This is a genomic window from Aurantibacter sp. UH7 (assembly GCF_056839165.1).
Genome location: NZ_CM166388.1, coordinates 4,307,876 through 4,333,641, shown reverse-complemented (window position 1 = coordinate 4,333,641; position 25,766 = coordinate 4,307,876). Strand labels below are relative to the sequence as shown.

At 34.5% G+C, this 25,766-nt stretch carries 21 protein-coding genes; 12 read left to right on the top strand and 9 right to left on the bottom strand.

Annotated features, from left to right (window positions below; genetic code table 11):
• The first annotated feature begins 1 nt into the window (after position 1).
• Entirely contained in the window at positions 2-817 is an 816-nt protein-coding gene (locus UH7x_RS18400) for an endonuclease/exonuclease/phosphatase family protein (RefSeq protein WP_482361391.1), read from the top strand.
• On the opposite strand, the gene UH7x_RS18395 is transcribed toward UH7x_RS18400, so the two are convergent.
• Together UH7x_RS18395 and UH7x_RS18390 are read right to left on the bottom strand one after the other, a co-directional pair.
• Positions 807-1,802: a sterol desaturase family protein gene (locus UH7x_RS18395; protein ID WP_482361390.1), complete on the bottom strand. Its 996-nt coding sequence runs from the start codon at positions 1,800-1,802 to the stop codon at positions 807-809. The genes UH7x_RS18400 and UH7x_RS18395 overlap by 11 nt on opposite strands.
• A 79-nt stretch (positions 1,803-1,881) precedes the next feature.
• Positions 1,882-2,769: a lysophospholipid acyltransferase family protein gene (locus tag UH7x_RS18390; RefSeq protein ID WP_482361389.1), complete on the bottom strand. Its 888-nt coding sequence runs from the start codon at positions 2,767-2,769 to the stop codon at positions 1,882-1,884.
• Positions 2,770-2,826: 57 nt separating this feature from the next.
• Between UH7x_RS18390 and UH7x_RS18385 the strand changes: the two genes are divergently transcribed.
• A complete protein-coding gene (locus UH7x_RS18385; RefSeq protein WP_482361388.1) occupies positions 2,827-3,477 on the top strand; it encodes a rhomboid family intramembrane serine protease in 651 nt (216 codons plus the stop codon).
• Between the two features lie 148 nt (positions 3,478-3,625).
• On the top strand, positions 3,626-5,269 hold the full coding sequence (locus tag UH7x_RS18380; protein WP_482361387.1) for an LVIVD repeat-containing protein: 1,644 nt from the start codon (positions 3,626-3,628) through the stop codon (positions 5,267-5,269).
• Between the two features lie 74 nt (positions 5,270-5,343).
• Here UH7x_RS18380 and UH7x_RS18375 read toward each other — a convergent pair whose 3' ends face one another.
• The gene (locus tag UH7x_RS18375; protein ID WP_482361386.1) at positions 5,344-6,477 is read right to left on the bottom strand and encodes a redoxin domain-containing protein; all 1,134 of its coding nucleotides are present in this window, start codon (positions 6,475-6,477) and stop codon (positions 5,344-5,346) included.
• Positions 6,478-6,588: 111 nt separating this feature from the next.
• Positions 6,589-7,098: a hypothetical protein gene (locus UH7x_RS18370; RefSeq protein ID WP_482361385.1), complete on the bottom strand. Its 510-nt coding sequence runs from the start codon at positions 7,096-7,098 to the stop codon at positions 6,589-6,591.
• 76 nt (positions 7,099-7,174) lie between these two features.
• On the opposite strand from UH7x_RS18370, the gene UH7x_RS18365 reads away from it, so the two are divergent.
• The 6 genes from UH7x_RS18365 (at position 7,175) to UH7x_RS18340 (ending at position 15,500) form a co-directional block, all read left to right on the top strand.
• Entirely contained in the window at positions 7,175-10,087 is a 2,913-nt protein-coding gene (locus tag UH7x_RS18365) for an FAD-binding and (Fe-S)-binding domain-containing protein (RefSeq protein ID WP_482361384.1), read from the top strand.
• A gap of 56 nt (positions 10,088-10,143) precedes the next feature.
• The gene (gene aroC / locus UH7x_RS18360) at positions 10,144-11,208 is read left to right on the top strand and encodes a chorismate synthase (protein WP_482361383.1); all 1,065 of its coding nucleotides are present in this window, start codon (positions 10,144-10,146) and stop codon (positions 11,206-11,208) included.
• A gap of 60 nt (positions 11,209-11,268) precedes the next feature.
• Positions 11,269-12,594, top strand: a complete 1,326-nt coding sequence (locus tag UH7x_RS18355) for a dicarboxylate/amino acid:cation symporter (RefSeq protein ID WP_482361382.1) — start codon at positions 11,269-11,271, stop codon at positions 12,592-12,594.
• 77 nt (positions 12,595-12,671) lie between these two features.
• A complete protein-coding gene (locus UH7x_RS18350; protein WP_482361381.1) occupies positions 12,672-13,835 on the top strand; it encodes a peptidase MATCAP family protein in 1,164 nt (387 codons plus the stop codon).
• On the top strand, positions 13,835-14,692 hold the full coding sequence (locus UH7x_RS18345) for an alpha/beta hydrolase (protein ID WP_482361380.1): 858 nt from the start codon (positions 13,835-13,837) through the stop codon (positions 14,690-14,692). The genes UH7x_RS18350 and UH7x_RS18345 overlap by 1 nt, the downstream gene beginning before the upstream one ends.
• A 1-nt stretch (position 14,693) precedes the next feature.
• Positions 14,694-15,500 (top strand): alpha/beta hydrolase, encoded by an 807-nt coding sequence (locus UH7x_RS18340; RefSeq protein WP_482361379.1) that lies wholly within the window; start codon positions 14,694-14,696, stop codon positions 15,498-15,500.
• 44 nt (positions 15,501-15,544) lie between these two features.
• Here UH7x_RS18340 and UH7x_RS18335 read toward each other — a convergent pair whose 3' ends face one another.
• Positions 15,545-15,952 carry a thiol-disulfide oxidoreductase DCC family protein gene (locus tag UH7x_RS18335; protein ID WP_482361378.1) on the bottom strand — a complete coding sequence of 136 codons (408 nt, stop codon included), beginning with the start codon at positions 15,950-15,952 and terminating at the stop codon, positions 15,545-15,547.
• Positions 15,953-15,991: 39 nt separating this feature from the next.
• Entirely contained in the window at positions 15,992-17,905 is a 1,914-nt protein-coding gene (locus tag UH7x_RS18330; RefSeq protein WP_482361377.1) for a tetratricopeptide repeat protein, read from the bottom strand.
• Between the two features lie 336 nt (positions 17,906-18,241).
• Between UH7x_RS18330 and UH7x_RS18325 the strand changes: the two genes are divergently transcribed.
• Positions 18,242-20,290: a thiol-activated cytolysin family protein gene (locus UH7x_RS18325; RefSeq protein WP_482361376.1), complete on the top strand. Its 2,049-nt coding sequence runs from the start codon at positions 18,242-18,244 to the stop codon at positions 20,288-20,290.
• Positions 20,291-20,434: 144 nt separating this feature from the next.
• Here UH7x_RS18325 and UH7x_RS18320 read toward each other — a convergent pair whose 3' ends face one another.
• On the bottom strand, positions 20,435-22,606 hold the full coding sequence (locus UH7x_RS18320; protein WP_482363628.1) for an endonuclease MutS2: 2,172 nt from the start codon (positions 22,604-22,606) through the stop codon (positions 20,435-20,437).
• Positions 22,607-22,749: 143 nt separating this feature from the next.
• Here UH7x_RS18320 and UH7x_RS18315 point away from each other — a divergent pair, with 143 nt between their 5' ends.
• Complete coding sequence (locus tag UH7x_RS18315; protein ID WP_482361375.1) at positions 22,750-23,415, top strand: uracil-DNA glycosylase; 666 nt, start codon at positions 22,750-22,752, stop codon at positions 23,413-23,415.
• A 210-nt stretch (positions 23,416-23,625) separates the two neighbouring features.
• Positions 23,626-24,057: a response regulator gene (locus UH7x_RS18310; RefSeq protein WP_482361374.1), complete on the top strand. Its 432-nt coding sequence runs from the start codon at positions 23,626-23,628 to the stop codon at positions 24,055-24,057.
• Here the strand turns inward: UH7x_RS18310 and UH7x_RS18305 are convergent.
• Together UH7x_RS18305 and UH7x_RS18300 are read right to left on the bottom strand one after the other, a co-directional pair.
• On the bottom strand, positions 24,054-24,899 hold the full coding sequence (locus UH7x_RS18305) for a substrate-binding domain-containing protein (RefSeq protein WP_482361373.1): 846 nt from the start codon (positions 24,897-24,899) through the stop codon (positions 24,054-24,056). The two genes, UH7x_RS18310 and UH7x_RS18305, sit on opposite strands and share 4 nt — an antisense overlap.
• A complete protein-coding gene (locus tag UH7x_RS18300; RefSeq protein ID WP_482361372.1) occupies positions 24,896-25,765 on the bottom strand; it encodes a nucleoside phosphorylase in 870 nt (289 codons plus the stop codon). Before UH7x_RS18300 ends, UH7x_RS18305 begins: the two co-directional genes overlap by 4 nt.
• Position 25,766: the final 1 nt, after the last annotated feature.

Genomic DNA, 25,766 nt, shown 5'->3' with positions numbered 1-25,766 from the left:
AATGATTAAACAATACTTATTTGAAATAATAAAAAAGCCACTAATTGCAATAGCAGTAGTGGCTTTATTCTTCCATATTAAAAGTGGAGCACAAAACGAGCCTGATACACTTCGGGTGATGAGTTTTAATATTTTACATGGTGCTACCGTAAAAAACGATTTTAATCTAGACACCATTGCAGGCGTAATTAATTCGTACAAGCCACATGTGGTCGCTTTGCAAGAAGTTGACTTTAAGACTAAGCGTGCTAAAGAGTATGATTTACCAACCGAGCTTGGGTATCGTACTAAAATGACCTCTTTGTTTGCTAGAGCAATGTACTATGATGGTGGAGAATATGGTGAGGCAGTGCTTTCTAAGTTCACTTTTGTTGGAAGTGAAAATTTTGCATTACCTCATTTAGACAAATCAGAGCCTAGAGCTGCACTAATTGCCAAAGTTAAAACAGAAAAAGGAAATACATTTCAATTTGTGGCAACTCATTTAGACCACCAAAAAAATGAGACTGATCGCATAATGCAAGCCAATGCCCTTATAGAGAAGTTAGGGAATACGAGTTATGCGACGTTAATAGTAGGGGATTTAAATGCTGGCGCAGAAAGTCATACGCTAGAAATATTAAAAACAAAATTTACCAAAGCGAATCATGTGAATGCCCTTAAAAATAATTGGCCAGCTAATAAACCTAGCGTGTTACTTGACCATATTTTGTATAATATGCCCGAACACTGGACAGTTTTGGACTATAATGTATTATGCGAAAATTACGCAAGTGACCACTGTATTGTAATGGCCACGTTGGTTTTTATTCCTTAATAGCTTCTTGCTGAAAATATGCAGCACGAACAATTTTTGAAGTTTGATGTTCACCGGTATGATGCCATCCTGGGGGCATAAAAATATAAAATAGTTTGTTTTTTAGACCAGGAGCGTTGATGACATCTTTAAAAAGCGCAATGAATTCACCAAAATAGACATCTACGAAGTTTCCAGAGTCCATTTTTCTAGTGATACCATATTCAATTTTCACTTCGTCTTTTTCTTCTTGATAAGTGCCAAAAACATGATCCCATATATTCAATAAATTGCAAAAATTAGTATCCATATATAGTGGGTTTCTTGCATGATGAACACGATGGTGTGACGGAGTTAACAAAATTTTATTCAAAGGTCCAAAACGCGCATCTTTTATAAGATTCTCGCCAACATGAATAAATGCGCCATACGTACCATCAATAAACATAATTAGAAAAAGCAGTTCTGGCTGAACACCTAAAAGTATACAAACCGTAGTCCGAATAACATCTGCATATGGTGCTTCTAGAAAAAAGTGTGCATAGGTCACTGAAAGATTCATATTTTCCGGGGCATGATGTGTGGAATGCAAACACCAAAATAGACGCACTTTATGTCCCCAATAGTGGTATAGAAAATGCCCAAATTCCCAAACGATATACCCGTAAATAAACCAGTACCAGGTCATTTCGGTTTGAAAGGGAGCATATTTTTGGAAAAGGCCAATACATAAGGTAGTCATTGCAATAGCTATGAATCTGCCAATAAATCGATTGAAAATATAAATTAGAAAATTTACTTTGTATACTTTAGTATCGGGCTTTTTATAAATTAAGCCTAAGATTAATTCTAAAATTACCAGAAAGGGTATAAGCGGGTAAATTAATGAGACAATGCCATCATAAGTTCTAAATTTACTATAATCACCTGCTTGTAGTATTTCCCAGGCTTGTGAGATGCCAAGAAAACCAATAATTTCATTGTAAATTGATTCGAATACTTCCATTTAAATTAAGTTGATTTGTCGCCCCAATTTATAAAAAAAATGCCTAAATAAAATGTAGAATGCAGTGTGATTAGTATACTTATAAAAATTCGGGAGGGACTTTATCACGATGTTTCCAGCGCTTATGGGTCCAGAAGTAGTGTTCTGGTTTTTCTCTAATTTGTGCTTCAGTTAAAGCAATAAACTTTTTGGTAATCTCGTTAGGTTTGGTTTCTTTACCGGCTAATGTAATAGGAATAAACTCTGCCTCATAATAGCCTCTCTTTACTTTAGAAACTTTTAAGAAAACTACAGCTAAGTCCATTTTTCTTGCTAAAGTCTCCGTTCCAACAAAAATTGGGACAGTAATGCCCATAAATTTGTCCCAATAATGTGCGTGAATCACCATAGGTGATTGGTCGCTAACCATGCCATAGATAGAGGTTATACCCTGTTTATAGTTGCGAATAACCGTTTTTACTGTTTCATTTTGAGTGATTAAAGTGGTATTCCAGCGGGATCTAAAATCTTTAACCATTTTATCAAAATATTTATTAGCTACTTTTTGATAAACTGCATAACCTTTACTTTGGACATATAGATTTAAGCTAACGTTCCATTCCCAATTGGCATAATGTGAACAGGGAATTAATATACTTTTTTCCTTTTCAATTTCTTGTATTACCTCAATGTTTTTGATTTTGTAGCGCTTTTTCACATCAGCTTTCGAAAGATTCATGGTTTTCACCATTTCTAAGAACATATCACACATGTGTTTGTAAAATTCTTTCTCTATGCGTTTGAGTTCATTCGCACTTTTTTTAGGGAATACTAAACTTAAATTATCGTGCACTACTTTTTTGCGATAACCGACAACTTTATAAACTAAAAAGTAAACAAAGTCGGAGAATAGATAGAAAAGACGATATGGTAGAATAGATATCAACCATAAAAGAGGATAGGTAAGAATAAAAACTAGTAGTTGCATGCAAAAAAAATGTGTACAAATATAGCTATATTTGGCGCCAAACTTTAGAAGAACTTCATGGGCAATATCGAAATAGTAACAATCATTATAATAGTGGCAAACGTACTAGTTTCTTTAAAAGGTTTTAATGACACCGCTTTCTTCGAACGCTATAAATTCCAAATAGGACCTATAAATGCGGGTCAAAAAGATCGGATGTTAACTTCTGGGTTTTTACATGTAGATATTGCGCATCTTGCTATGAACATGTTAACCTTATTTTTCTTTGCAGATGTAGTAATAAACTGGTTTGGACCAATTAAATTTTTAATTATCTACTTTATAAGTCTTATTGCTGGTAGTTTGTTAGCAATGTTTTTTCATAAAGATGAACCTCATTATTCAGCAGTTGGCGCTAGTGGTGCGGTAGTTGGAGTTTTATATGCCGCAATATTGCTGCAACCAAGTATGAGCTTATACTTAATGTTTATACCTATTCCAATACCAGCTTATGTAGTGGGTATTGGTTATTTACTGTATTCTATTTATGGTATGAAAAGTAGACTAGGAAATATTGGACATACTGCTCATTTTGGTGGAGCGATTGGTGGGTATGTTACTACATTACTTTTTTTGCCAGATTTACTATTTACAGAAACTTTAATGGTAATTCTACTTGCCATTCCCATTATTATCCTTTTCGTGATGGATAAAATGGGTAAAATTTAAGGGCATTCTTCCTGTATTTTATTGGGAATCTGCTAAATTATCAAGAAAAAGTGCGGTTCAACGAATATAATATGCTCAAAAATACCTTTAACGTAATCTTGCCGTTGAATTAGAGCCCAAAATCTAATTTTATTAAAACCTACTTATTATGAAGAGAGTTTCCCTAATCCTTTTAGCGGTACTTAGTATTTCTATTTCCTGTAGCGATGAAACAACAATCTACAGCGATCCCCAAAGTGATATCAGTATTGAAGATAACGCTGCCGTATTAGGTACAAGTGTTGTTTATGACAAAGCTGGTGTATTAGATATTATTGATGAAAATCAAATTTCTGGTAAATCTTTAAGCGGAAAAGCTGAAGAACAAGCTGGTGACTACCCATTAACACTAGTTGCTCAAATTAATCCTCCTAAATTCGATAATGGCGGTGAGAATTTAACTGCTTCACATATTGATGTGGTAGATAACTATGCTTATGTATCTTATAATACTACTGAAGATGGATATGCAGGTGCAATTGACATTGTTGATGTTAGTGACCCTAATAGCCCAAATGTAACTTCTAGACTTTACTATTTAAATGCAGATATAAATGCTATTAAGTATGATGGTGGTTTTGTTTACTTAGTTGGTGGTGTTGATTCTGAAAAATCAGTAACAGCAACTTCAAATTCATTTATAGCTAAAATTGATGCATCTGGAGGTAAATTTAATGTGAGTGCCGGTATTACATATGGTTTTCAAACTGGTTATAATAGTACAGATGTGGTTGTTGATGGCAGCAAGGTTCTTGTAACCAGCGGTAAAGAAGGTTCTTTAACAGTTTTCAATAAATCAGATTTATCAGTTATTACTGAATTTCCTGCAGAAGATTTAAGATCTGTAGCTATATATAATGATGAAATTGCAATATTAGATGCCAGTAAAGGTGTTAGTATTTTAGATGAAAGCTTAAATGTAAAAAGAGAAATTGCTATCAATACAGATTTCGGTATAGCTACTAAAAGAACGATTGGATTTACTAATGAAAATGTAATCGTAGCAGAAGGTGCTAAAGGAGCTGGCGTATATAATGCCACTAATGGTAATTTTATAGAGCATATAGCTATTCCAATAAACCCAGAGGGAGTAGACCAATCGGATCAGGTTACAAATGCCGTTGCAGTTAATGAAGATGCTTTATTGATGGCTAATGGTGGAGCTGGATTATGTCTTTCTGAGGAACAAGATTCTGGTAGTAACCTAGTTGGTATTATTGAACTTGATGGTTCTATTAATTATGTGGCTTCTAAAGGTGATTATATCTTTGCAGCCTCTGGCAAGAATGGATTACAGGTAATAAAAATGAACAAGCCTAATTCAAGTTTAGAATCACGTTGTGAAAGTTTAAATAATTATAGTGGTAGCTCTAGCTTAACAGTTGCTGCAAGTACGGTTAAAGAATATAAAGGTTCTAAACGATTCAGTAGAGTGAATGTATATGGTTCTTTGTTACTATGTGGTACATGGACAGTAAGAAACACTACATATGTTCATGAAGACGGAATCTTTGAAATGAACGGTACTTTTGTAGTGGGTAGAAATAATAGTAAAAAGAATGTTTCTGTTGGTGAAAATGCTACATTTAAAGTCGAAGGTAATCTTACAATTTATGGAGATTTAATTTTAGAAGACGGAGCAACTTTAGAGTTTGTAGGTAATTCTTCAGTGGTAAGTATAACTGGTGATGTAATTAGAAATGGTGAAGTTACTGTAAATGGTAATTTCACGGACTATTACAATAAGTTCTAAATAATTTATACATACAAAAAAGCCCTTAGCATTATAATGTTAAGGGCTTTTTCATTTATAGTTATCTTCTAGTACTAGTCCAATAATTCAGAAATCTTTTGCTCTAATGCCGGACCTCTTAAATTTTTTGCGATTATTACTCCATTCTCATCTAATAAGAAAGCAGCTGGTATAGCTCTAATATTGTATAGTTGAGCGATAGGGTCATTAAAATATTTTATATTAGAAATATGATTCCATGTTAAACCGTCATCAGCAATAGCTTTTTTCCAGTCGTCTGCATTTCTATCCAAAGAAACACCTAAAACATTTAGTCCCTTAGAATGATATTTTTTATAAACACTAACAATGTTTGGATTTTCAGCTCTGCACGGTTTACACCACGCCGCCCAAAAGTCAATTAAGGTTACTTTGCCTAAAACATCTTTAAGTGCCAATTCTTCACCTGAGGCAGTAGGGCCAGAGAAAGCAGGAGCGGTGGAACCTACTTCAGTTGCTTTATCTTTTTCAGCTTGTTGTTTTGCAAGTTCTAATTTCTTTAAAATACCAGAACCAACTTCGGTCGCCTTAATTCGGCTAGATAAAGACTCAAACATTGTTGTCACTTCTTCTGGCGTAACAACACCTGCAGATGTTACAGCATCTAAAAGTAAAGCTGATACCAATGAATTAGGATTGCTCTTGATAAATTCAAGATTAGAATTCTTATATTCTTCCTGTAATTCATTCAATTCATCTTGTAAGGAAGTCATAGTAGCCATATCATTGCTGGCTTGCGCCTTTTGCATGTCCATTTGTGCAGAACGCCCTTTTTCTTGAATATAAGCTGATTTGCTGATGTATTCTTGAAATGAATCATTTTGCGGTGTTCCACCTATTTTTCCTAGGTTTAGACTGTCTTTTTGGGCCTCAATATTAATATTCCCATTCTCTAGAATTACGGCAGAATAACCAGGTAGTTGACCAATGAATAAGTAACGCATTACAGGTATAGTATCTGCAACACCTTTAAAAATAAATTTTCCATTAACAACAAAAGTAGTATCGATATCTTCACGTTGTCTCTGATCATTTATTTTAGTCATGATAACTTTTGTGCTATCAGCAACTTCTCCTCTTAAAGTTCCGGTAATCGTGTAACCCTCCGGTTCGCTGTTACATCCTAACAAAATAAGCCCTAAAATAAAGGGTAATACTATTTTTTTCATCTGATTAATTTATTAGCGCACAAAGGTAGTTATATAATAGGGATATAAAAAGAGCTCGTGAATCTGAAGTTTCACGAGCTTAACTTTAATTAATAATCTTATAATAGCCTATTAAAATTGATAACGCACCCCTAGCGCAATGTCAAAATCGAAGCGGTCTTTAAAATTATCATAACCTAAAAATCCAATCTCTGGTCTAATATCCAATGATATTAAAATTGGTAAATCAAAATTACATTCAATACCGATATCACCGGCAACAAATGCAAAGGTACCACCATCTGGTTCTATTGCTGGCCCAAGAGTAGATGGGATTGGGTCAAAAGTAACACTACCGACTCCTCCACCAAATCCATAATAGTAATTGAACATACCATCAATAGAATGCACCCATTGATAAACTCCTGAAAACTTGACAGCGTCATAGGCTCTATGATCTCTAAAGCCTAAATTTAATTCAGCACGATTATAACGACCTATTGCTCTTTGGTAGGATAATTCAGCTCCAAAACCGTCGCTGTCACCCAAGCGTAAGCCTATCGTATTATCTGAAATTTCTTGGCAGTAAGCCATTGTACCTATGAGCAAGGTTAATAATGATATAATTTTTACGATTTTCATAAGTTCTGTGTTAATTCGAGTTAGCATTGTATTCTCGATTAAAACAACTTAATTTAGCCTTCAAAATTGTTTTTCAGTGCATAAAAATATCTTAAATAATTTAAGCGATTCTATTGAAGGTGAGTTAAAACTCGATGACCTTTCTAGAACACTATACGCAACAGATGCTTCTGTATATCGTCGCATGCCGATTGGTGTGGTGTTTCCAAAAACTGATGAAGATCTTAAGAAAATTGTTCTGTTTGCTAAAGAACATAAAATAGGAATTATACCGCGTACAGCTGGTACTTCTCTTGCCGGTCAATGCGTTGGTGAAGGTCTAGTAGTGGATGTCTCCAAACATTTTACAAAAATTCTTAATCTTGATAAAGAGAACAAAACAGTTACAGTACAACCTGGTGTAATTCGAGATGAATTAAATCAGTACTTAGCGCCTCACGGTTTGTTCTTTGGCCCAAACACATCTACGTCTAACAGGTGTATGATAGGTGGAATGGTTGGTAACAATTCATCCGGGACTACTTCTATTCAATATGGCGTTACGCGAGATGTTGTATTGTCTTTAAAAACAATTCTTGCAGATGGTAATGAGGTAATGTTTTCGGAATTATCTAAACAGGAATTTATTAAAAAAAGTGAATTAGATACATTTGAAGGATCACTTTATAAAAATGTATATAAAGAATTATCAGTTAATGATATAAGAGATGAAATTATATCTGAATTTCCTAAAGCATCTATCCATAGAAGAAATACAGGTTATGCAGTAGATGAGCTGCTTAAAAATGATGTTTTTGGTGATGAAAATGAGCAATTTAACTTCTGTAAATTACTTTCGGGTAGTGAGGGTACACTCGCTTTTACTACAGAAATAACGTTAAGTTTATGTGATTTACCACCCAAGCTTTCAGCAATGGTGGTAACGCAATATCATACCTTAGAAGAAACTTTGTCTGATGTCGTTCCGGTAATGGAGCATAGCCTTCATACTTGCGAAATGATGGATAAGGTGATTCTAGACTGCACTAAAAATAATAGAGAGCAGTTAAAAAATCGCTTTTTTGTTGAAGGTGATCCTGCAGGAATATTAATGCTAGAATTAAAGTCAGATTCAGAAGCTGACCTAGAGCAACAGTTAAAAGCATTACTTGCTACAGTAAAAGCATCTGGACTAAGTTATTCAACATCTGTGCTGCGAGGGGGGCAAATTCAACAAGCAATGGAACTTCGTAAAGCTGGTCTGGGTTTATTGGGTAATATGGTTGGAGACCGTAAAGCGGTGGCATGTATTGAAGATACTGCTGTTGCAATCGAAGACTTAAAAGAGTTTATTGCGGAGTTTACATTGATTATGAAAAAGTATAATCAATCGGCTGTTTATTACGCACATGCAGGAGCAGGTGAATTGCATTTACGTCCAATTCTTAATCTTAAGAAATCTGATGATGTAAAACTCTTTAGAGCTATAACAACAGATGTTGCTAAGCTAACTAAGAAATATAAAGGTTCTTTTAGTGGTGAACATGGGGATGGAATAGTAAGAGCTGAATTTATTCCTTTAATGATAGGTCAGAATAATTATGAATTGCTGAGGCGCATCAAATCATATTTTGACCCTAACAATATTTTTAACCCCGGAAAAATAGTAGATGCTTATCCTATGGATCAGTTTTTGCGCTATGATATAGATAGAGAAGAACCTAAAGTGGAAACTTTAATGGACTTCTCCGATAGTCAAGGAATACTACGTGCAGCTGAAAAATGTAATGGTAGCGGTGATTGTAGAAAAACTGAAAAGATGGCGGGTGCAATGTGTCCAAGCTATCATGCAACACGTGATGAAAAGCATACAACTAGAGGTAGGGCAAATACTTTGCGCGAGTTTTTAACAACATCAGAAGAGCCAAACAAATTCAATCATCATGAACTTAAAGAGGTTTTTGATCTTTGCTTAAGCTGTAAAGCATGCGCTAGTGAATGTCCAAGTAATGTGGATATTGCTACTTTAAAAGCGGAGTTTCAATATCAATATCAAGAAAAAAATGGCTACTCATTTAGGTCAAAATTGTTCGCTCATAATACGCGATTCAATAAAATGGGGAGTAAGTTTTCTAGCCTAACAAATTTGCTTTTCTCATCTAGTTTAACAGGTGGATTGATAAAAAAATTGTCAGATGTGGCCAGTGAACGCAGCTTACCTAAAGTTTATAGCTTTAATTTCGATAAACACCTGCAAAATACTGAATTTAAAGTAGATGATTCTTCTAAAAAAGTTATTTTATATATTGATGAATTCACAGAATTCTTAGATATTGAACAAGGAAAAGATGCTATTGAGGTCTTGGTCAAATTAGGTTACGAGGTTCAACTTTATTATGGCGAAAGTGGTAGAACTTTTCTTTCCAAAGGGTTTTTAAAACAGGCTAAAAAGCTAGCAAATGATAATGTGGCATCATTGAAACCATACATAAAAGCTAAGTTACCAATCTTAGGTTTAGAACCATCTGGAATCTTGACTTTTAGAGATGAGTATAAAAGATTGGTTGAAGATTCAGAATCAGCAAATGCTTTAGCCGAACAATGTTTTTTAATTGAAGAATTTTTAGCTAATGAGATTGTACAAGGAGTTATAAAACCTAGTCAGTTTACTAAAGAAGCTAAAAGCATAAAGATTCATAATCACTGTCATCAAAAAGCACTAAGTAATCAAAAAGTGACTTTCGATATGCTGAACTTGCCAGAAAACTATACGGTTTCTATAATTAGCTCAGGTTGTTGTGGTATGGCTGGTTCATTCGGGTATGAGAAAGAACATTATGAAACTAGTATGAAAGTAGGGGAGCTAAAGCTATTTCCGGTAATTCGCAAATCTCAAGACGATGTAATAATAGCTGCTAATGGCACAAGTTGTAGACATCAGATTTATGATGGTACTAAGAGAAAAGCTTTGCATCCAATAACAATTTTTAAGAATGCTTTAATTGATTGATTTTATTATCTCTTCATTAAGATTTACCTTTGTAAATTAAATAAATATCTTAACTAATGGCAGGCAATTCATTTGGTTCACTTTTTAGACTAACAACATTCGGAGAATCACACGGTAGGGCCATTGGAGGTGTTTTAGATGGGTGCCCGGCGGGATTAACCTTGGATTTAGAGGCTATTCAAAAAGATTTAGACCGAAGAAAACCTGGTCAGTCTGCAATAGTAACACAAAGAAAAGAGCCTGATACAGTAGAATTCTATTCTGGTATTTTTGAAGGTAAAACAACAGGGACACCGATAGGTTTTGCAATTCATAATACAAATCAGAAATCTCACGACTACTCTCATATAAAGGATTCATACAGGCCATCACATGCCGATTATGTTTATGATCAGAAATACGGATTTAGAGATTACCGAGGTGGTGGAAGAAGCTCAGCTCGAGAAACTGCAAGTAGAGTAGTGGCCGGTGCTATTGCAAAACAGGTGCTTTCAGGGATAGAAATAAATGCTTTTGTATCTCAAGTGGGCGATTTAAAATTAAATAAGAATTATAAAGACCTTGATTTTAGTTTAACAGAATCAAACCCAGTACGTTGCCCAGATATGGCAACTGCTGCTAAAATGGAGGAATATATTAAAGCAATTAAAAAAGAAGGCGATACTATAGGCGGTGTAATTACCTGTGTTGCCCAAAACGTTCCTGTTGGTTTAGGTGAACCTGTTTTTGATAAACTTCATGCTGAATTAGGGAAAGCTATGTTGTCAATTAATGCTGTAAAAGGATTTGAATTTGGCAGTGGTTTTGCTGGAGTTACTATGAAAGGCAGTGAACATAATGATCAATTTAATTCTGACGGTACCACCAAGACAAATTATAGTGGTGGTGTACAAGGGGGAATAAGCAATGGTATGGATATTTATTTCAGTGTTGCTTTTAAGCCTGTTGCGACTGTTTTGCAGGCATATGATACTATTGACAAAGAAGGAAATCCTGTGAAAACTCAAGGAAAAGGTAGACATGACCCCTGTGTTGTGCCTCGTGCAGTACCAATAGTTGAGGCAATGACTGCCTTGGTGTTGGCCGATTTCACCCTTCTAAATAGAACGATAAAGTTATAAGGTTTCGTCTTACACATTTTCGTATCAAATTGGTATCTTACAAGCCTAAACCAATAATATATGCGAAAACTAGAATTACACTGGAAAATTTTAATAGGCATGGTTTTGGGTTTGGTCTTTGGTTTTGCCATGACTTTTCCTGAATGGGGCTCAGAATTTGTATCAAATTGGATAAAACCATTGGGTACAATTTTTATTAAACTTCTTAAGCTTATTGCTGTTCCATTAATTTTAGCGTCACTTATTAAGGGTATTTCTGATTTAAAGGATATTTCAAAATTTCGAAATATAGGTTTACGTACCATTGGTATTTACATGGGGACAACTACAGTCGCTATTATTTTAGGTCTTGTTCTGGTGAATTTAATAGAGCCAGGGAATGGTGTTTCTGAAGATACTATAGAGAAATTAACTTCGACCTATGCTAATGACGAAGGGGTAACTGCAAAACTTGAAGAGGCAACGCGACAAAAAGAAAGTGGACCTTTAAAATTTTTAGAAGATATGGTTCCTGATAATGCTGTTGGTGCATTAGGTAATAATCAATTGATGTTACAGGTTATCTTTTTTACCATTTTTATGGGAATTTCAATGCTATTGGTAGGTGAAGAAAGGGCAGCGCCTTTAAAGAATTTCTTCGATTCATTGAATGATGTAGTGTTGAAGATGGTAGATTTAATAATGCTTACTGCTCCATATGCTGTTTTTGCATTATTAGCGAATGTTGTTGTATCTTCTAGTGATCCTGAAATATTATTGGCTTTATTGAAATATGCTGGTGTTGTTACGTTGGGACTGTTATTAATGATTGTTTTCTATTGCACCCTCGTAGCTGTTATTGCTAAGAAAAATCCTTTTTGGTTTTTAAAACAGTTAAGTCCAGCGCAATTATTGGCTTTTTCTACCAGTTCAAGTGCAGCCACTTTGCCTGTTACTATGGAGCGTGTTGAAGAACATGTTGGGGTAGATAAAGAGGTTTCCAGTTTTGTTTTACCTGTTGGCGCAACGGTTAATATGGATGGAACTAGCCTTTATCAAGGCGTTGCTGCCGTTTTTATAGCACAAGCACTTAGTTTTGACCTCCCACTTGGCGCTCAATTTACAATTGTACTTACAGCTCTTTTGGCTTCTATTGGCACAGCTGCAGTACCAGGAGCAGGAATGGTAATGTTAGTAATTGTTTTGGAATCAGTAGGTTTTCCACCAGATAAATATGCCATTGGTTTAGCACTTATTTTTGCTGTTGATAGGCCTTTAGATATGCTTAGAACTGTTGTAAACATTACTGGAGATGCAACTGTAGCCACTATTGTTGCGAAGTCTGTTGGTAAATTGCATGACCCAAAACCAAAAAATTGGGATGATAATTATGATGCCGTAAAATAATAAACACTATTGTTTATAAGTGTTTTCTTGGGTTCGATGTAAATTTTAGTTCCTTTTGAATTGTTTAAACAATCAATATGCTAGTAGCGCCTGAAATATTAAATGATTATGCAGCTATTTTTGAAATAGATGCAAATCTGGATCGCTTGGTAAGCCGAATTGAATTGCTCACTCATGTGAATCCTCAAAATATTGAAAAAGCTAAAGCTGTTTTTTTTGCTTCTAAGTATACACAGGATCCGGAATTCCGCTATTCTAAAATAAGGTTCGACCCGTATAAATTACATCGTTTATTCTTTTCGCAACGTTTGGAGCGAATTGAAAATGACGAAATACGGAAGTTATATCAAGATACTATTTACTACTATTCTAATATGATTCAATGTATTGAATCTATTGGTGATAAGCGAAAGTTCCATTATAATTCCTTAAGAATTTATGGTACTCCTAAGGAGAAAGATGTTAATAATGCAAAGTTTATATTACATTTTAAAAATGAATTTCCTTCTGTTGATATGGATAAAGCCTATAATGCAGAACAAGCAAAATCATATTTTGAAGAGTTTTCGAAGCAATACGATTTTCCGTTAAACATTAAATTTTCAACAAGTATTGCAGCAGATGCAATGGTTAGTAATTCAACACAAAGTTTACTGTTAAAAAAGAATGCAAAATTTAGCAAAAACCAATTGCAGACTTTGGCAAATCATGAAATTGGGGTGCATTTAGTCACCACTTATAACGGGTTATTACAACCTTTAAAAATATTTTCAAATGGATTACCCAATAATGTTGAAACTCAAGAAGGCTTAGCTGTCTTTAGTGAATACATGTGTGGAGCATTAACTTTAAAAAGACTTAAAGCGTTATCTTATAGAGTTTTAGCGTCTGATAGTTTAATTAAAGGTTATAACTTTTCAGACACATTTGACCTTATACATGGACAGTACAAATTGAATAGAGACGATGCATTTATCATTACTATGCGTGCCCATAGAGGAGGAGGTTTTACTAAAGATCGATTATACTTAAGCGGCCTTGTTAAAATATTTAATCGATATAAAAATAATAATTCTATGGATAATCTATTGACTGGCAAGGTTTCAATGGATTATGAAAACTCGATTGAAACATTGCATAAATTGGGATTGTCAAATAAAATAACGCATCAAAATAATGCATATTCAGCATGTTTAAATTCTAATAAGACCTTGGATTTTATTCTTAAAAACCTTAAATAATGAATTGGGGCCTAATAATCATATTAATTGTAGGCCTATTTCTTTTGTTAAATATCATTGCTTATTTCTTACAAGAGCGACTCATTTTTAAACCTGAAAAGTTACCTGAAGATTTTGAGTTTCAATACGCAAATCAGGTTTTTGATGAATATAATATTGAAGTTGACGATGGTGTAAACCTCAACGGAGTTCATTTTAAAGTGCGTGAACCAAAGGGAATTGTACTATACTTAAAAGGAAACTCTAGAAGTTTAAAGGGGTGGGGGAAGTTCGCTATCGATTTTACACGGCATGGTTTTGATGTGTTAATGATTGATTATCGCGGTTTTGGTAAGAGCACGGGTATGCGAACCGAAGAAGGAATCAAGAAAGATTTACAATATGCCTACGATGAATTAAAAAAACAGGTTGAAGAAAAGTATATTGTTCTGTATGGTAGATCACTTGGGTCAGGCTTCGCTGCAAAACTTGCCTCTACAAATAACCCCCGTATGTTAATATTAGACGCACCATATTACAGTATGAGTCATATTGCTAAAAAGTACATGCCCATAATGCCCATGTCGCTTTTATTGCGTTTTCCTATTAAAACGTATCGGTGGATTGAATATGTGAAATGTCCCATAAAAATTATTCATGGTACTAATGACAAGTTGATTCCTTTTAAAACCAGTATTAAGCTCTCTAAAATAAATGCAAAACGCACTCGTTTGTACACTATTATAGACGGTGGACACAACAATTTGCATACCTATCCGCAGTATCATCGATTTTTGGAAGAGATTTTACATTCAAAACTTCCTAAAACAATTGATCCCACCACGAGTAGTCTTAGTTTTAAACGTAAAAAGCACTAAGATGAAATTGTTAAAGCGTCTTATTAAATCACTTTTAATACTTTTTATATTGATTGTAGGCATACTTTATTTTTTTCAGGAAAAACTAATATTTAATAGTAGCGAGTTGGCCCTTGACTATCAATATCAGTTTGCTACGAAACATGAAGAGCTGTTTTTAAAAGCAAAAGACGGTGCTGTTTTAAACGGCATCCATTTTAAGCAAGAAAACCCCAAAGGGGTTATATTGTATTGTCACGGTAATACAGGTGGAGTTGATGTTTGGGGCAAATGGGGTGAAGAACTTTCAAATAGATACGGTTATGATGTTATAGTTTGGGACTATCGAGGCTTTGGAAAGAGTACTGGTAAAAGAAGGCAATTGCGAATGCTTGATGATGGTTTTTTGTTTTATGAATACTGTCGAAGTTTATTTAGCGATAATCAAATAGTGACCTACGGTCGATCATTAGGTGGTTTTTTCGCTACACATATTGTCAAAAAAAATAATACTGGCCGTTTAGTTTTAGAATCCACGCCAATGAGTTTATTAAAAATAGCGCAGCAAGAATACCCTTATCTTCCTTCGAAGTATTTGTTGAAATATCGTTTCCAAAATAATAAAAACATTAAGAAAATAACAGTTCCTACTTTTATTATCCACGGTACTTCAGATGGTTTAATTCCGTATGAAAATGGACGAGAACTTATTAATTTATCCTCTGCTAAAACAAAAAAACTATACATGATAGAAGGGGGTGACCATAACAATCTTAGCGAATTTGAACGGGTATATTATGGCGCTTTGGACTCGATTTTTTTATTTTAGTTGAAAGCGAGCATTACTTAAAACATAAAGATTGTTGTAAAGCACTATGCTAAAAACTTAGCCTTCAATTCAGGGGTTGGTATCATACACTGTTCCTTTTTACCGTACCATTTGTAGCGATTACGTGCAATAAAATCGTATACGATATCGCGTAAACCACTGGAAATCAAATTTAATATCTTTGAAATTGTTCGGTACCCCTTTAAATGTCTGCCAATTTGTAAAGCGGCATCAGATTTTACGTAATAGGCAATACCTGGTTCAATTAAAATAATAGAATCAATAGCATCCGTGTCGATATTTCGCTCTTCTATCAACTTTTTTCCTATTTCACTTTGCAAGGCCGCAAATCGAAAAACATCCTCGGCATCACTTTTTATGATACGCTGAATAGTGCTATTACAAAGATTGCATATGCCATCAAAAAGGACTATTTTTTTTTCTTTATCCACAGTACAAAGATACAATAGCCAAAATAGGGATTGAAAACTTTACAAGTTATTTAAGAATGTAGTTAGATCTATCTCTTTGTCGATACCCAATTTCTTTTTTAAGCGATATTTTGATTTTAGGATACTGTCGGGTAGAACATTCATCGTGGCTGCAATTTCCTTAGTGGTTAAATTCATTCGTAAAAATGCAGCCAAACGTATTTCCTTTTCAGAGATATCGGCCGATAGGGTCTTTAGTTTTTGATCAAAATTGTTGTGCACCTCCGAAAAATAGGTTTTAAAGATTTCCCAGTCTTTATCCGAAGCATTTTCTTTCTTCAATAGCATTACGATACGCCGAAACTCCATTTTAAACTTCTCTGGAGAGTTTTTAATGTTTTCTAAGTTCTCCATCAATTCTTGAATAAAGGTGTTCTTTTGTACTAGATGTAAGGTTTGAGAGGTTAACTCTTTCTTTTTGTGTTCTATCTCCCGTTTATAAATTTCTTCTTGTTTTTCATGGGCAATTTGTTTCTTTTTCAAACGTTGTCGAAAACCAAAGAAAAGCAGCCCAGATAAGGCTATTCCGGAAATTGCTCCTCCGGCATATAGGCTTTTAGTAAGTTTGTCAACTTTGGCCTTTTCATTAAGGGTATTAATTTCTTCTTTCTGTAAGGCCAAGGCCACCTCCTTTTTTTCAGTTTCGAAAATGGTTCGCATTTCCTCTATTTGTTGCGACTTCTTTATTGTGAATATACTGTCATTTAATTTGTTGTATACTACAAAGTCCTCTAGAGCTCTTTGATATGCTTTTAATTGTTGAAAGGATTTAGATCTATTGAAATAGGCTTTAGCGGACTGAGGGACTGCCCCAATACTATCAGAAATTTTAATTGCTTTATCAAAAAAAGAAAGAGCACGATTAGGTTGGTTTATCTTATTGTAATAACGTCCTAAACTAATATATGCTTTATTAATTTCAGTTGGGTTCTCCATTTTATCATATATTTCCACTGAATTGTTTAAACTTTGTAGCGCTTCCGAGTTACGATTTAGATTAGTGTAAGCAATACCTAAAATATTATGTGCATTCGCTTCTGTTAGTTGAAAGGAATTTTTTTTAGCAATTTTAATACAGCGCAATAGATATGCTATGGCCTCTTCTGGCTTATTTTGTAATACTAAGTTTTCTCCAATGATTTTTAAAACATCACTTTCCCAAAGCACATCTTTAAAATCGGTATAAACTTTTAGCGCTTGTTTAAGATAATCAAGGCTTTGTTTATAATTTTCCAAGTCCATCTCTGTTTGACCTAACATGAAATAAGCGTCCGCCTCATATAATGGGTCTTTGGTCCTTGTTTTGTATAACTCTAAGGACTTCAATCCATTTTTCAATGCCAAATTATTTTGCCCTTTCCTTATATAAATGTTCGCAAGGGCATGATAGGTAGAACCAATATATTTGAAATCAATCTCCCTTGCATTTTTAATCGTATCTCTATTTTCAAAAATTGTAATATTCTTGTTTAAATATTCTTTAGCTTTATTAAAATCATTTTTTTTGTTATACAATACAGCAAGACCCATGTTTACAGTCAAAATCCCTCCTATATTTTGCAATCTAGTTACAATATCTAGCGATGCTTTTTTATAGTGAAGGGCGGAGTCTAGTTGATCTTTATTTAGAAAATAAAAACTTAAATTATTATATCCTTTGGCAATACCATTTTGGTGATTAATTTGCTTGGATATGGTAACCATCTCATTTGCATATTTATAGGATTCCTCAGGATCCGTAAAGCTTAAATTCTGATAGATTAACGAACCCAAGGTTACCTTGGTAGTATCATTTATATGATTATTGTATTCAGTAATCAAGCTGTCAAGATTTTTATATTCTTGTTCTTGAGAATATACATTGAGGCATAGACTTGAAGCAATAAATAGAAATAATTTAAAATTGGGTTTCATAGTATATTTAAAATTTGGTTGGTTTTGTCATTTTCTAGCTTCTTTAACCAAGATACCTATTAATATCTTTTCTTGAAATAGTTTAAACCTGTCAAAGATCGCTTGTCCAGATGAACTAAATAGAGAATTCAACTATTTATTGATGTTCAATACTTGTGAGGCGCTGTATTTGTTAGGTTTGATGAGTGGATAACGATTCTAGTAAAAAAGAGTTGTCCATATCTTTAAATAGTACAAATAACCCTTTCTGTCCATACTTTGTCCATGCCTAAAATTTGGCTAAGCCTGCTATCTACTATAGGTTTGGGGTGTTGAATCTATAAAACCAAAGTTATTATGAAAGCCAGACGAATTTTATCAAATCGATTTTATTGCATCGTATTATTTATACTTTGTTCATGTAGTAATGATGATGGAAGTGAAACTCCCAATCCCGGAATCGTAGACACCTCTACATTTAATGCAGTTATAGAAAATGGCGGAGAATTTCAAGACGTACCACAGTCAAGAACAGAAGAAACAATAGCAGAAGGTGAAACATACCCTGAAGATTATACAACAGGAGATGGATCAGAAGCAGAGACATTGCGTTTTGTATGTAGTTCTAGAACCGTTAGTGTTACCGATGGCACGGGCGATTTTCAAACCTTAGGCGGTGTTGCCAGTGAGATTTTCCCAGGAGCCCTTTTACAAGGCAAGACTATTAACAATGTTAAACCACAGGCTATACCACTAAAAAGGGCCGGTGGTAGTATTTCTTACAATTTGAACGATGGTAACTTACAGGCCTCGCAAAACTTGAGTGAGATGAGCGAGTCTCAGGTTAGACAGGCCATGAACACGATTATCTCAGGTAGTAGTGGAGTAGTTCCTTCAAACTTTGATTTGGTCTATGAAAATGTGTTTTCCGAAGAACAGCTCGCATTGAAAATGGGACTTTCTTATGAAGGGTACGGCATTAAGGCGGAAGGGAAATTATCATTTAGCACTGAACAACAATATAATAGAGTGCTGGTAAAGCTAAACCAATCCTATTATGATATAAGCTATGATTTTCCTACTAGCTACGATGATGTTTTTGACGAAAGTGTCACCCCGGAAGAGTTGGCCAAGTACATTCAAGCAGATAATCCTGCGACTTATATTAAAAAGGTGACGTATGGAAGAATTTTCTATATGTTAATAGAGTCTACTTCTTCTTTGGAAGAAATGAATACTCAAATATCAGCTTCGTATGATGGATTTAATAATGACATTGAAGGGGATCTTGAAGTGGATACCATGAATAAAATGGAAAACCTAAAGATAAAAGTCATTGCTTATGGCGGAGATTCTCAAAATACATTCGCTAGTTTGGGGGAAACGAATGTAGAAGCTTTGGCCGATATGTTGGCCAAAAGCACGGATATACGAACCGGACTGCCTCTTTCTTACGAAATATACTCATTGGAAGACCCTTCTAAACAAGTTGGAGTCAATATTTCAACCGAAATGGAAGTTGTATCGTGTGAACTAAAAGGCGTACTACCACCAGTTTTATACTCCAATCTTGTAGATCTTTTTGAAGATGGTATTGGAGCCGCAACTCAAATTAATGGTGAATTTACAGCTGTTTTTAATAGAGTAGGCACACTATACGTCATATTTAACGCTTCTGACGGTTCTGTTTCGGACCCTTATGAAATCGAAGATGGAAATGCACCTTTAGGTTCGATAGGTTTCGACAGTGTGGGAGCGGCCTTGAGACAATACTTGGATGAAATCTATATTTTTAATGCTGAGGGTACCGAATATGAAATAATAGAGTACGAATACAATCTAATTTTCGATACTCCTACCGAACCTATTGGAAGTTTTAAACAGTCAAATGGTAGTAACAGAAGGTATGTAGTCAACGATACGTTTACCCAAGCCAAAAATGAACCTGATGATTTTATCGACACTTCATTTCAAGGTGTGCAGGGTAGAGATGTCAATTGCACATCGTTTCCACTTTTTGGCAAAGGAATTCAGGCAGCCGTTAGACGCGATGTTTATAACCAAGATATTGCTTTGTATCAGGGGGATGCTATTGTACCATATCTTGTAAAAGGAGAGGTAACCTCATCGTATTTTTATTCTCGCGAGACCAATGGTACTACTTATACGAGAAGAAACTACTACAACCCAACCTATATTACAACGCCTAGTGGCACTATGGGATTCGCTGATATTGATTGTTGGGAACCTGAATCTGATACTGGAGAACATAGGGGTACTGTTGAAGCGGCTTGTAAATTCAACGTTAATGGAAGCTCGATAGTGCGTATGATGTTTTTCTCAACTGATGGTTATTTAGCATTAATGGATTTTAATGGTACTATAGAAGGGCCGTTCGCCTTATAGTTTTGATAGATAAATGCATCCGGCACCTAAAGTTGTAGATTCAGCAACTTGGTGTCGGTTGTTATTTCTGAAAAATCATATACGATTTTTGATAATTTGTTGATAATCAATTCTACTACAAACAGAAATCATCTAAATACGTTTTCATTTCGCACGTTCTACCAATTCCAACTGATCTACACTCACATTGGTAATGAAAATTCCGTAATTCACAACTGCTTTGTTTTTCTCAAGCTTATCTATAGTTCCAGTTGCCTTACCATCTTGCATTCGGACTTTATCACCAAGTTTTAAAATAGGCTTGGGTTTATTTTGCTTTTTTTGAACGGCTTTTTTCTTTTCAACCTTCTTTTTCTCACGAATTACTTTGACTTCTTTTTGTACTTCCTGCGCTACTTTAGCCTTTTTTACACGTTCAACTTTCGCTTCTTTTGCTGTTTTCCTCTTGCGCTTACTGTTTTCTGTTTCAACTATTCTAATTAATTCAGATACCAAAGATCTTTTCTTATTATCTCTAAAATAACGGTCAGCCGCCTTGTTTACTTTGTTTCCCAATTGAATCATGCGCTGATCATGATCATATAATTCTTGATAATTCTCAAGCTTCGATTTTATTTTTGCATTCAATTTTTCCAAACGAGCAGATTCTTCCCTTGCTTTTAATTCTTCTTCATGCAATCTAGAGCCTGTTTTAGCCATTTTGCTGCGTTCTTTCTGTAATTTGGCTATTGTGGCATCAAAACGCACCTTGCCGCGCTCTATCTTCTTCTTTGCCTTGTTGATTAACGAGTAGGGGATTCCGTTCTTTTGTGCAACCTCAAAAGTAAATGAACTTCCTGCCTCACCTAAAACCAATTGAAAGGTTGGTTCTAAGGTTTTTCCATCAAATACCATGTTTGCATTTGTCGTGTGTGGCAATTCATCTGCTAATGCCTTAAGATTGGCGTAATGCGTAGTAATTACTCCATATGCACCGCGTTCATAAAAAACTTCTAAAAAAGCCTCGGCTAAAGCTCCACCTAGCTCAGGATCACTACCAGTACCAAATTCATCAATTAAGAATAATGTTTCACTGTTGCACTTGCGTAGAAAATTATTCATGTTTTTCAGGCGATAGCTATAGGTGCTTAAATGGTTTTCTATGGATTGGTTATCACCAATATCAGTAAGAATTTTATCAAATAAACAAACCGTACTTCTTTCATGAACAGGTATTAATAGGCCCGATTGAAGCATTACTTGCAACAAACCTATAGTTTTTAAGGTGATACTTTTTCCTCCTGCATTAGGTCCAGATATAACAATTATTCGGTTTTTAGAATGTAATTCTATAGTCTGCGGATGTGTTTTTTGGTCTTGTAATTTATTGCTTAAATACAATAGGGGGTGGTAAGCATCTCGCAGATATAAGCGTTTCTCTGTATTAATTTTTGGTAATAATGAGTTTGTATCTACTGCATACTTCGCTTTAGCCGAAGTAACATCTAGACTGCCTAAGAAATACTGATACTCGTTAAGTAATTCCTGATACGGGCGAATAAAACTTGTTAGTTCACTTAGTATACGCTGAATTTCCTCGGTTTCATCAAATTCTAGATTGTTCAATTCTCGACTTAATTTCAAGGTCGCTTCTGGTTCGATGTAAACAATACTACCGGTTTTAGATGAACCCATTACTGAACCCTTTACCTTTCTCCGGTACATGGCCTTAACTGCTAAAACCCTACGGTTTTCAACTACGGACTCTCTAATATCGTCTAAATAATCTGAGCCATGATACAGGTTTAATGCTGATGCAAAGCTTTGACCAATTTTTCCTTTTATGACATTAATTTCTTTTCGAATTTGGAATAAATTCTCCGAAGCCTTGTCTTTTACTTCACCAAAACGGTCGATAACCGTATTAATTTCGGCAGGTATCGCTGTATTACTATCTACTTCTTCTGATAATTCATAAAGCAATGGATAATACTCTTTGAATTTTTTGAAGAATTTTTTATGAGTGATTATAGCATTACAAATACTTCCTATTTTGCGAAAACCTTCTATTTCTAAGGTGGTGTTCTCAATTTTTAATAGTTTTATTTCATTGTCTATACGGTCAAAACCATGATTGGGAATTCTATTTTCACTGACGAATGATGCATGATATTCGGCGGTTTCTCCTAGAGACTTTTGGATTAATTCAAATTCCGACAACGGATGTATTTGAGCGCATAGTTCTTTTCCTAATTCTGTTGTACAACGGGCTGATACCTGTTTTAAAACAGTAGGAAATTCTAAATCTTCGAGTGCTTTGCTAATTATTTTGTCCATCATTCAATAAAATCGATGGTAAAGGTAGCTATTGCTATTGAAACCCAAACAACTCAATTTTTTTCGGGATTGGTATTAATACTTAATTATATAAAAATTCACTGGTCATTAGCTTATGACTTTTGACTTTGTAAATTTGATACATGAATTTAGAAATTAATCCAAGTTGGAAGGAGCAACTTTCGACAGAGTTTAATGAGTTGTACTACAGCGAATTAATGTCATTTGTTGGTGAAGAATATACATCAGAAGTTTGTTACCCCAAACAGGAAGAAATTTTTAGTGCTTTTAATCATAGCCATTTTAGTAAAACTAGAGTAGTTATAATTGGTCAGGACCCATATCACGGACCGAATCAAGCTAATGGACTTTGTTTTTCAGTACGTGATGGAATTAAACATCCACCATCATTAGTCAATATTTTTAAAGAATTACAAACGGACATTGGGCAGGATGTACCGGTAAGTGGTAATTTAGAGCATTGGGCTTCGCAAGGGATTTTATTACTGAATGCCACTTTAACTGTTCGCGCTCATGAAGCGGGTAGCCATCAGGGTAAAGGATGGGAAAGATTTACCAATGCGGTCATTAAAACTATCTCAGACAAAAAAGAGAATGTCGTTTTCTTACTATGGGGTGGGTTTGCAAAGAAAAAAATAAAATTGATTGATTTAAAGAAACATCATGTACTTTCAACAGGTCATCCATCTCCATTAAGTGCGAATCGAGGGTATTGGTTTGGTAACAAGCATTTTAGTAGGACTAATGAAATATTGCGAAAAACGAATCAGGACCAAATAAAATGGTAGGAAGACTAGTTATTGTGTATTGTATAATTTAATTTTAATGAGCGAACTTTAAATTACATTAAAGTTAATGAGCTAAATATTATTTTTTTAACAAAATACATTCACATTCTTTAAATCTTTTGTAATACTTACAACATTTGATGTGTTAAAAGAATAATACTCATAAATTTGTACAGAAAATTACTACTTTTAAAAAAACCAACAAACGCTATGATTTCCAAAGCTGTAAAATCGCTATTACTTGTCGACGATGATACTATTAGTAATCTATTGAATACCGTTTTCATAAATAAACTAAACCTTAAGGCTGATATTCATGTAGCACTACATGGTAAAGAAGCGATTGATATTTTAACTAAAAACCAATCAGTAATCGAGACGCCTTGCTTGCTTTTACTTGATATTAATATGCCTACAATGAATGGTTGGCAGTTTCTTGAAGAATATGAGAAAGTAGTAAGTCAAGAACTTAAGGATGATATAGTTATTGTTATGCTAACTATTAGCGAAGAACAAAGTGATGAAGTAAAGGCAATACAAAATCCTAATATTAAAGAATTTGTAAGAAAACCACTTTCAGAAAAATCCTTATCAAAATTGATTGCTACTCATTTTAAAGCCGATGAAAATGCCATGGTTTAGCGTAGCGCAATTTCATGTGATAGTTCATGATTAATTAATTTTAAATCAATTAAAGTGGAAACTACTTTTTGATATGTTTCTAAGCTAATTTGATTTTGACTCCATTCGGTAATAAAAAGCCAATCTTTAATATCTTCCAATTGTTGCCCATATCTATTAGAAAGTGTTCTATCAATGCTAGGTATTTGTTTAAATTCAATGGTGTAATCATTAATTACATTAAGAATATGCTTTATTAAACCATCATGCTTAGAAATAAATTTATTCGTCGCTGCAATTACAAAGCAAGGCCAGGGTGTCGGACAATCTCCTAATCTTCTAAATATTCCACTATCTACAATTGGTTTGGTGGTAAAATGCTCCCACATAAAATAATCAGCGGTTCCATCAGCGAGCCCCTTTTTGGCGCCTTCTAGATTATTTACAATCTCAAATTTTAAATTTTCGGTATTCCAACCCTCATTTTGCGCATTTACATAAGCCATAAGATGACTTCCGCTGCCAAACCGACTAATTGCCGCTTTAGTGTTCAAAAGGTCTGAAACAGCCTTAAACTCACTCTCAGCAGCTACATGAATTCCCCACAATAGTGGAGATGCTATATATTCTTGAATGATTTTAGAATTATTACCTTCAGAAATACTTTTTACAAGACCTTCTGTTAGAATAATTGCCAAATCTGTTTCCTCATCATTTAACATTTGGCACATTCGGCCAGTACCTTCAGGAATATCAGTCCATTGCAAATCTATGCCTCGTTCCTCAAATGCACCTTCTTCAACAGCCATATGCCATGGTAGATTAAAATGTTCAGGAACACCGATTATTCGAACTTTTTTCATTTTGCAATTTTATTTAAAGTGTATTCTATTAATTCATCTACCACCTCATTGGGTCTTTTTGAAAATTTACCAGTAGCTCTATTTGCCAATATAGCATTTAGCGAAATGGCACGATGCCCAAACAATTTAGAGAGACCATAAATGCCGGCTGTTTCCATTTCTAAATTCGTCAATTGCCAATTTTTGTATGAAAATTGCTTGATTTGCTCAAACTGATTATCTCCTTCCGCTTTTAACCGTAGTTCTCTAAATTGAGGAGCGTAAAATCCTGATGCCGTTATTGTTGCGCCTAATCGTATACGATTTGAAGCGAAAAGGGATAGTAGCGATTCATCGCCTTTTACCGCATAGGGGGTTGGTTTATCACTAGACCATGTTACTTGATCTCGAAATGCTTCTTCGAATGCTAAATCTCGTATGGAAACACCTTCATAATTACTTAAAAGAGCATCTAACCCTAAGGCATATTCACTTATTAAAAAACTATCTAATTCAATTTCGGGTTGAATTGCTCCAGAAGTTCCAATTCGAATAATATTAAGCTTTTTGATTTTCTCGTTTACGGTTCGTGTTTCTAAATTGATATTTGCGAGCGCGTCCAATTCATTTAAAACAATATCAATATTGTCAGTGCCAATTCCTGTGGAAATAACCGTAAGACGTTTTCCGTTTTTGGTTCCAGTATGGGTTATGAATTCTCTTTTCCCTTTTTTTAGCTCAATTATGTCAAATTTCGAAGAAACTTGACTAACGCGATCAGGGTCGCCAACAGTGATAATTGTATCAGCTATATCTTCTGGTAATAAGTTGAGGTGATAAATGCTTTTATCAGCATTTAAAATAAGCTCCGAGGATCCGAAAATCATT

What these genes read in the sequence shown, in the direction of transcription:
- UH7x_RS18400 (WP_482361391.1), top strand. Translation starts at nt 2, where the DNA reads ATGATTAAACAATACTTATTTGAAATAATAAAAAAGCCACTAATTGCA.
- UH7x_RS18395 (WP_482361390.1), bottom strand. Translation starts at nt 1,802, where the DNA reads ATGGAAGTATTCGAATCAATTTACAATGAAATTATTGGTTTTCTTGGC.
- UH7x_RS18390 (WP_482361389.1), bottom strand. Translation starts at nt 2,769, where the DNA reads ATGCAACTACTAGTTTTTATTCTTACCTATCCTCTTTTATGGTTGATA.
- UH7x_RS18385 (WP_482361388.1), top strand. Translation starts at nt 2,827, where the DNA reads ATGGGCAATATCGAAATAGTAACAATCATTATAATAGTGGCAAACGTA.
- UH7x_RS18380 (WP_482361387.1), top strand. Translation starts at nt 3,626, where the DNA reads ATGAAGAGAGTTTCCCTAATCCTTTTAGCGGTACTTAGTATTTCTATT.
- UH7x_RS18375 (WP_482361386.1), bottom strand. Translation starts at nt 6,477, where the DNA reads ATGAAAAAAATAGTATTACCCTTTATTTTAGGGCTTATTTTGTTAGGA.
- UH7x_RS18370 (WP_482361385.1), bottom strand. Translation starts at nt 7,098, where the DNA reads ATGAAAATCGTAAAAATTATATCATTATTAACCTTGCTCATAGGTACA.
- aroC (WP_482361383.1), top strand. Translation starts at nt 10,144, where the DNA reads ATGGCAGGCAATTCATTTGGTTCACTTTTTAGACTAACAACATTCGGA.
- UH7x_RS18355 (WP_482361382.1), top strand. Translation starts at nt 11,269, where the DNA reads ATGCGAAAACTAGAATTACACTGGAAAATTTTAATAGGCATGGTTTTG.
- UH7x_RS18350 (WP_482361381.1), top strand. Translation starts at nt 12,672, where the DNA reads ATGCTAGTAGCGCCTGAAATATTAAATGATTATGCAGCTATTTTTGAA.
- UH7x_RS18345 (WP_482361380.1), top strand. Translation starts at nt 13,835, where the DNA reads ATGAATTGGGGCCTAATAATCATATTAATTGTAGGCCTATTTCTTTTG.
- UH7x_RS18340 (WP_482361379.1), top strand. Translation starts at nt 14,694, where the DNA reads ATGAAATTGTTAAAGCGTCTTATTAAATCACTTTTAATACTTTTTATA.
- UH7x_RS18330 (WP_482361377.1), bottom strand. Translation starts at nt 17,905, where the DNA reads ATGAAACCCAATTTTAAATTATTTCTATTTATTGCTTCAAGTCTATGC.
- UH7x_RS18325 (WP_482361376.1), top strand. Translation starts at nt 18,242, where the DNA reads ATGAAAGCCAGACGAATTTTATCAAATCGATTTTATTGCATCGTATTA.
- UH7x_RS18320 (WP_482363628.1), bottom strand. Translation starts at nt 22,606, where the DNA reads ATGGACAAAATAATTAGCAAAGCACTCGAAGATTTAGAATTTCCTACT.
- UH7x_RS18315 (WP_482361375.1), top strand. Translation starts at nt 22,750, where the DNA reads ATGAATTTAGAAATTAATCCAAGTTGGAAGGAGCAACTTTCGACAGAG.
- UH7x_RS18310 (WP_482361374.1), top strand. Translation starts at nt 23,626, where the DNA reads ATGATTTCCAAAGCTGTAAAATCGCTATTACTTGTCGACGATGATACT.
- UH7x_RS18305 (WP_482361373.1), bottom strand. Translation starts at nt 24,899, where the DNA reads ATGAAAAAAGTTCGAATAATCGGTGTTCCTGAACATTTTAATCTACCA.
- UH7x_RS18300 (WP_482361372.1), bottom strand. Translation starts at nt 25,765, where the DNA reads ATGATTTTCGGATCCTCGGAGCTTATTTTAAATGCTGATAAAAGCATT.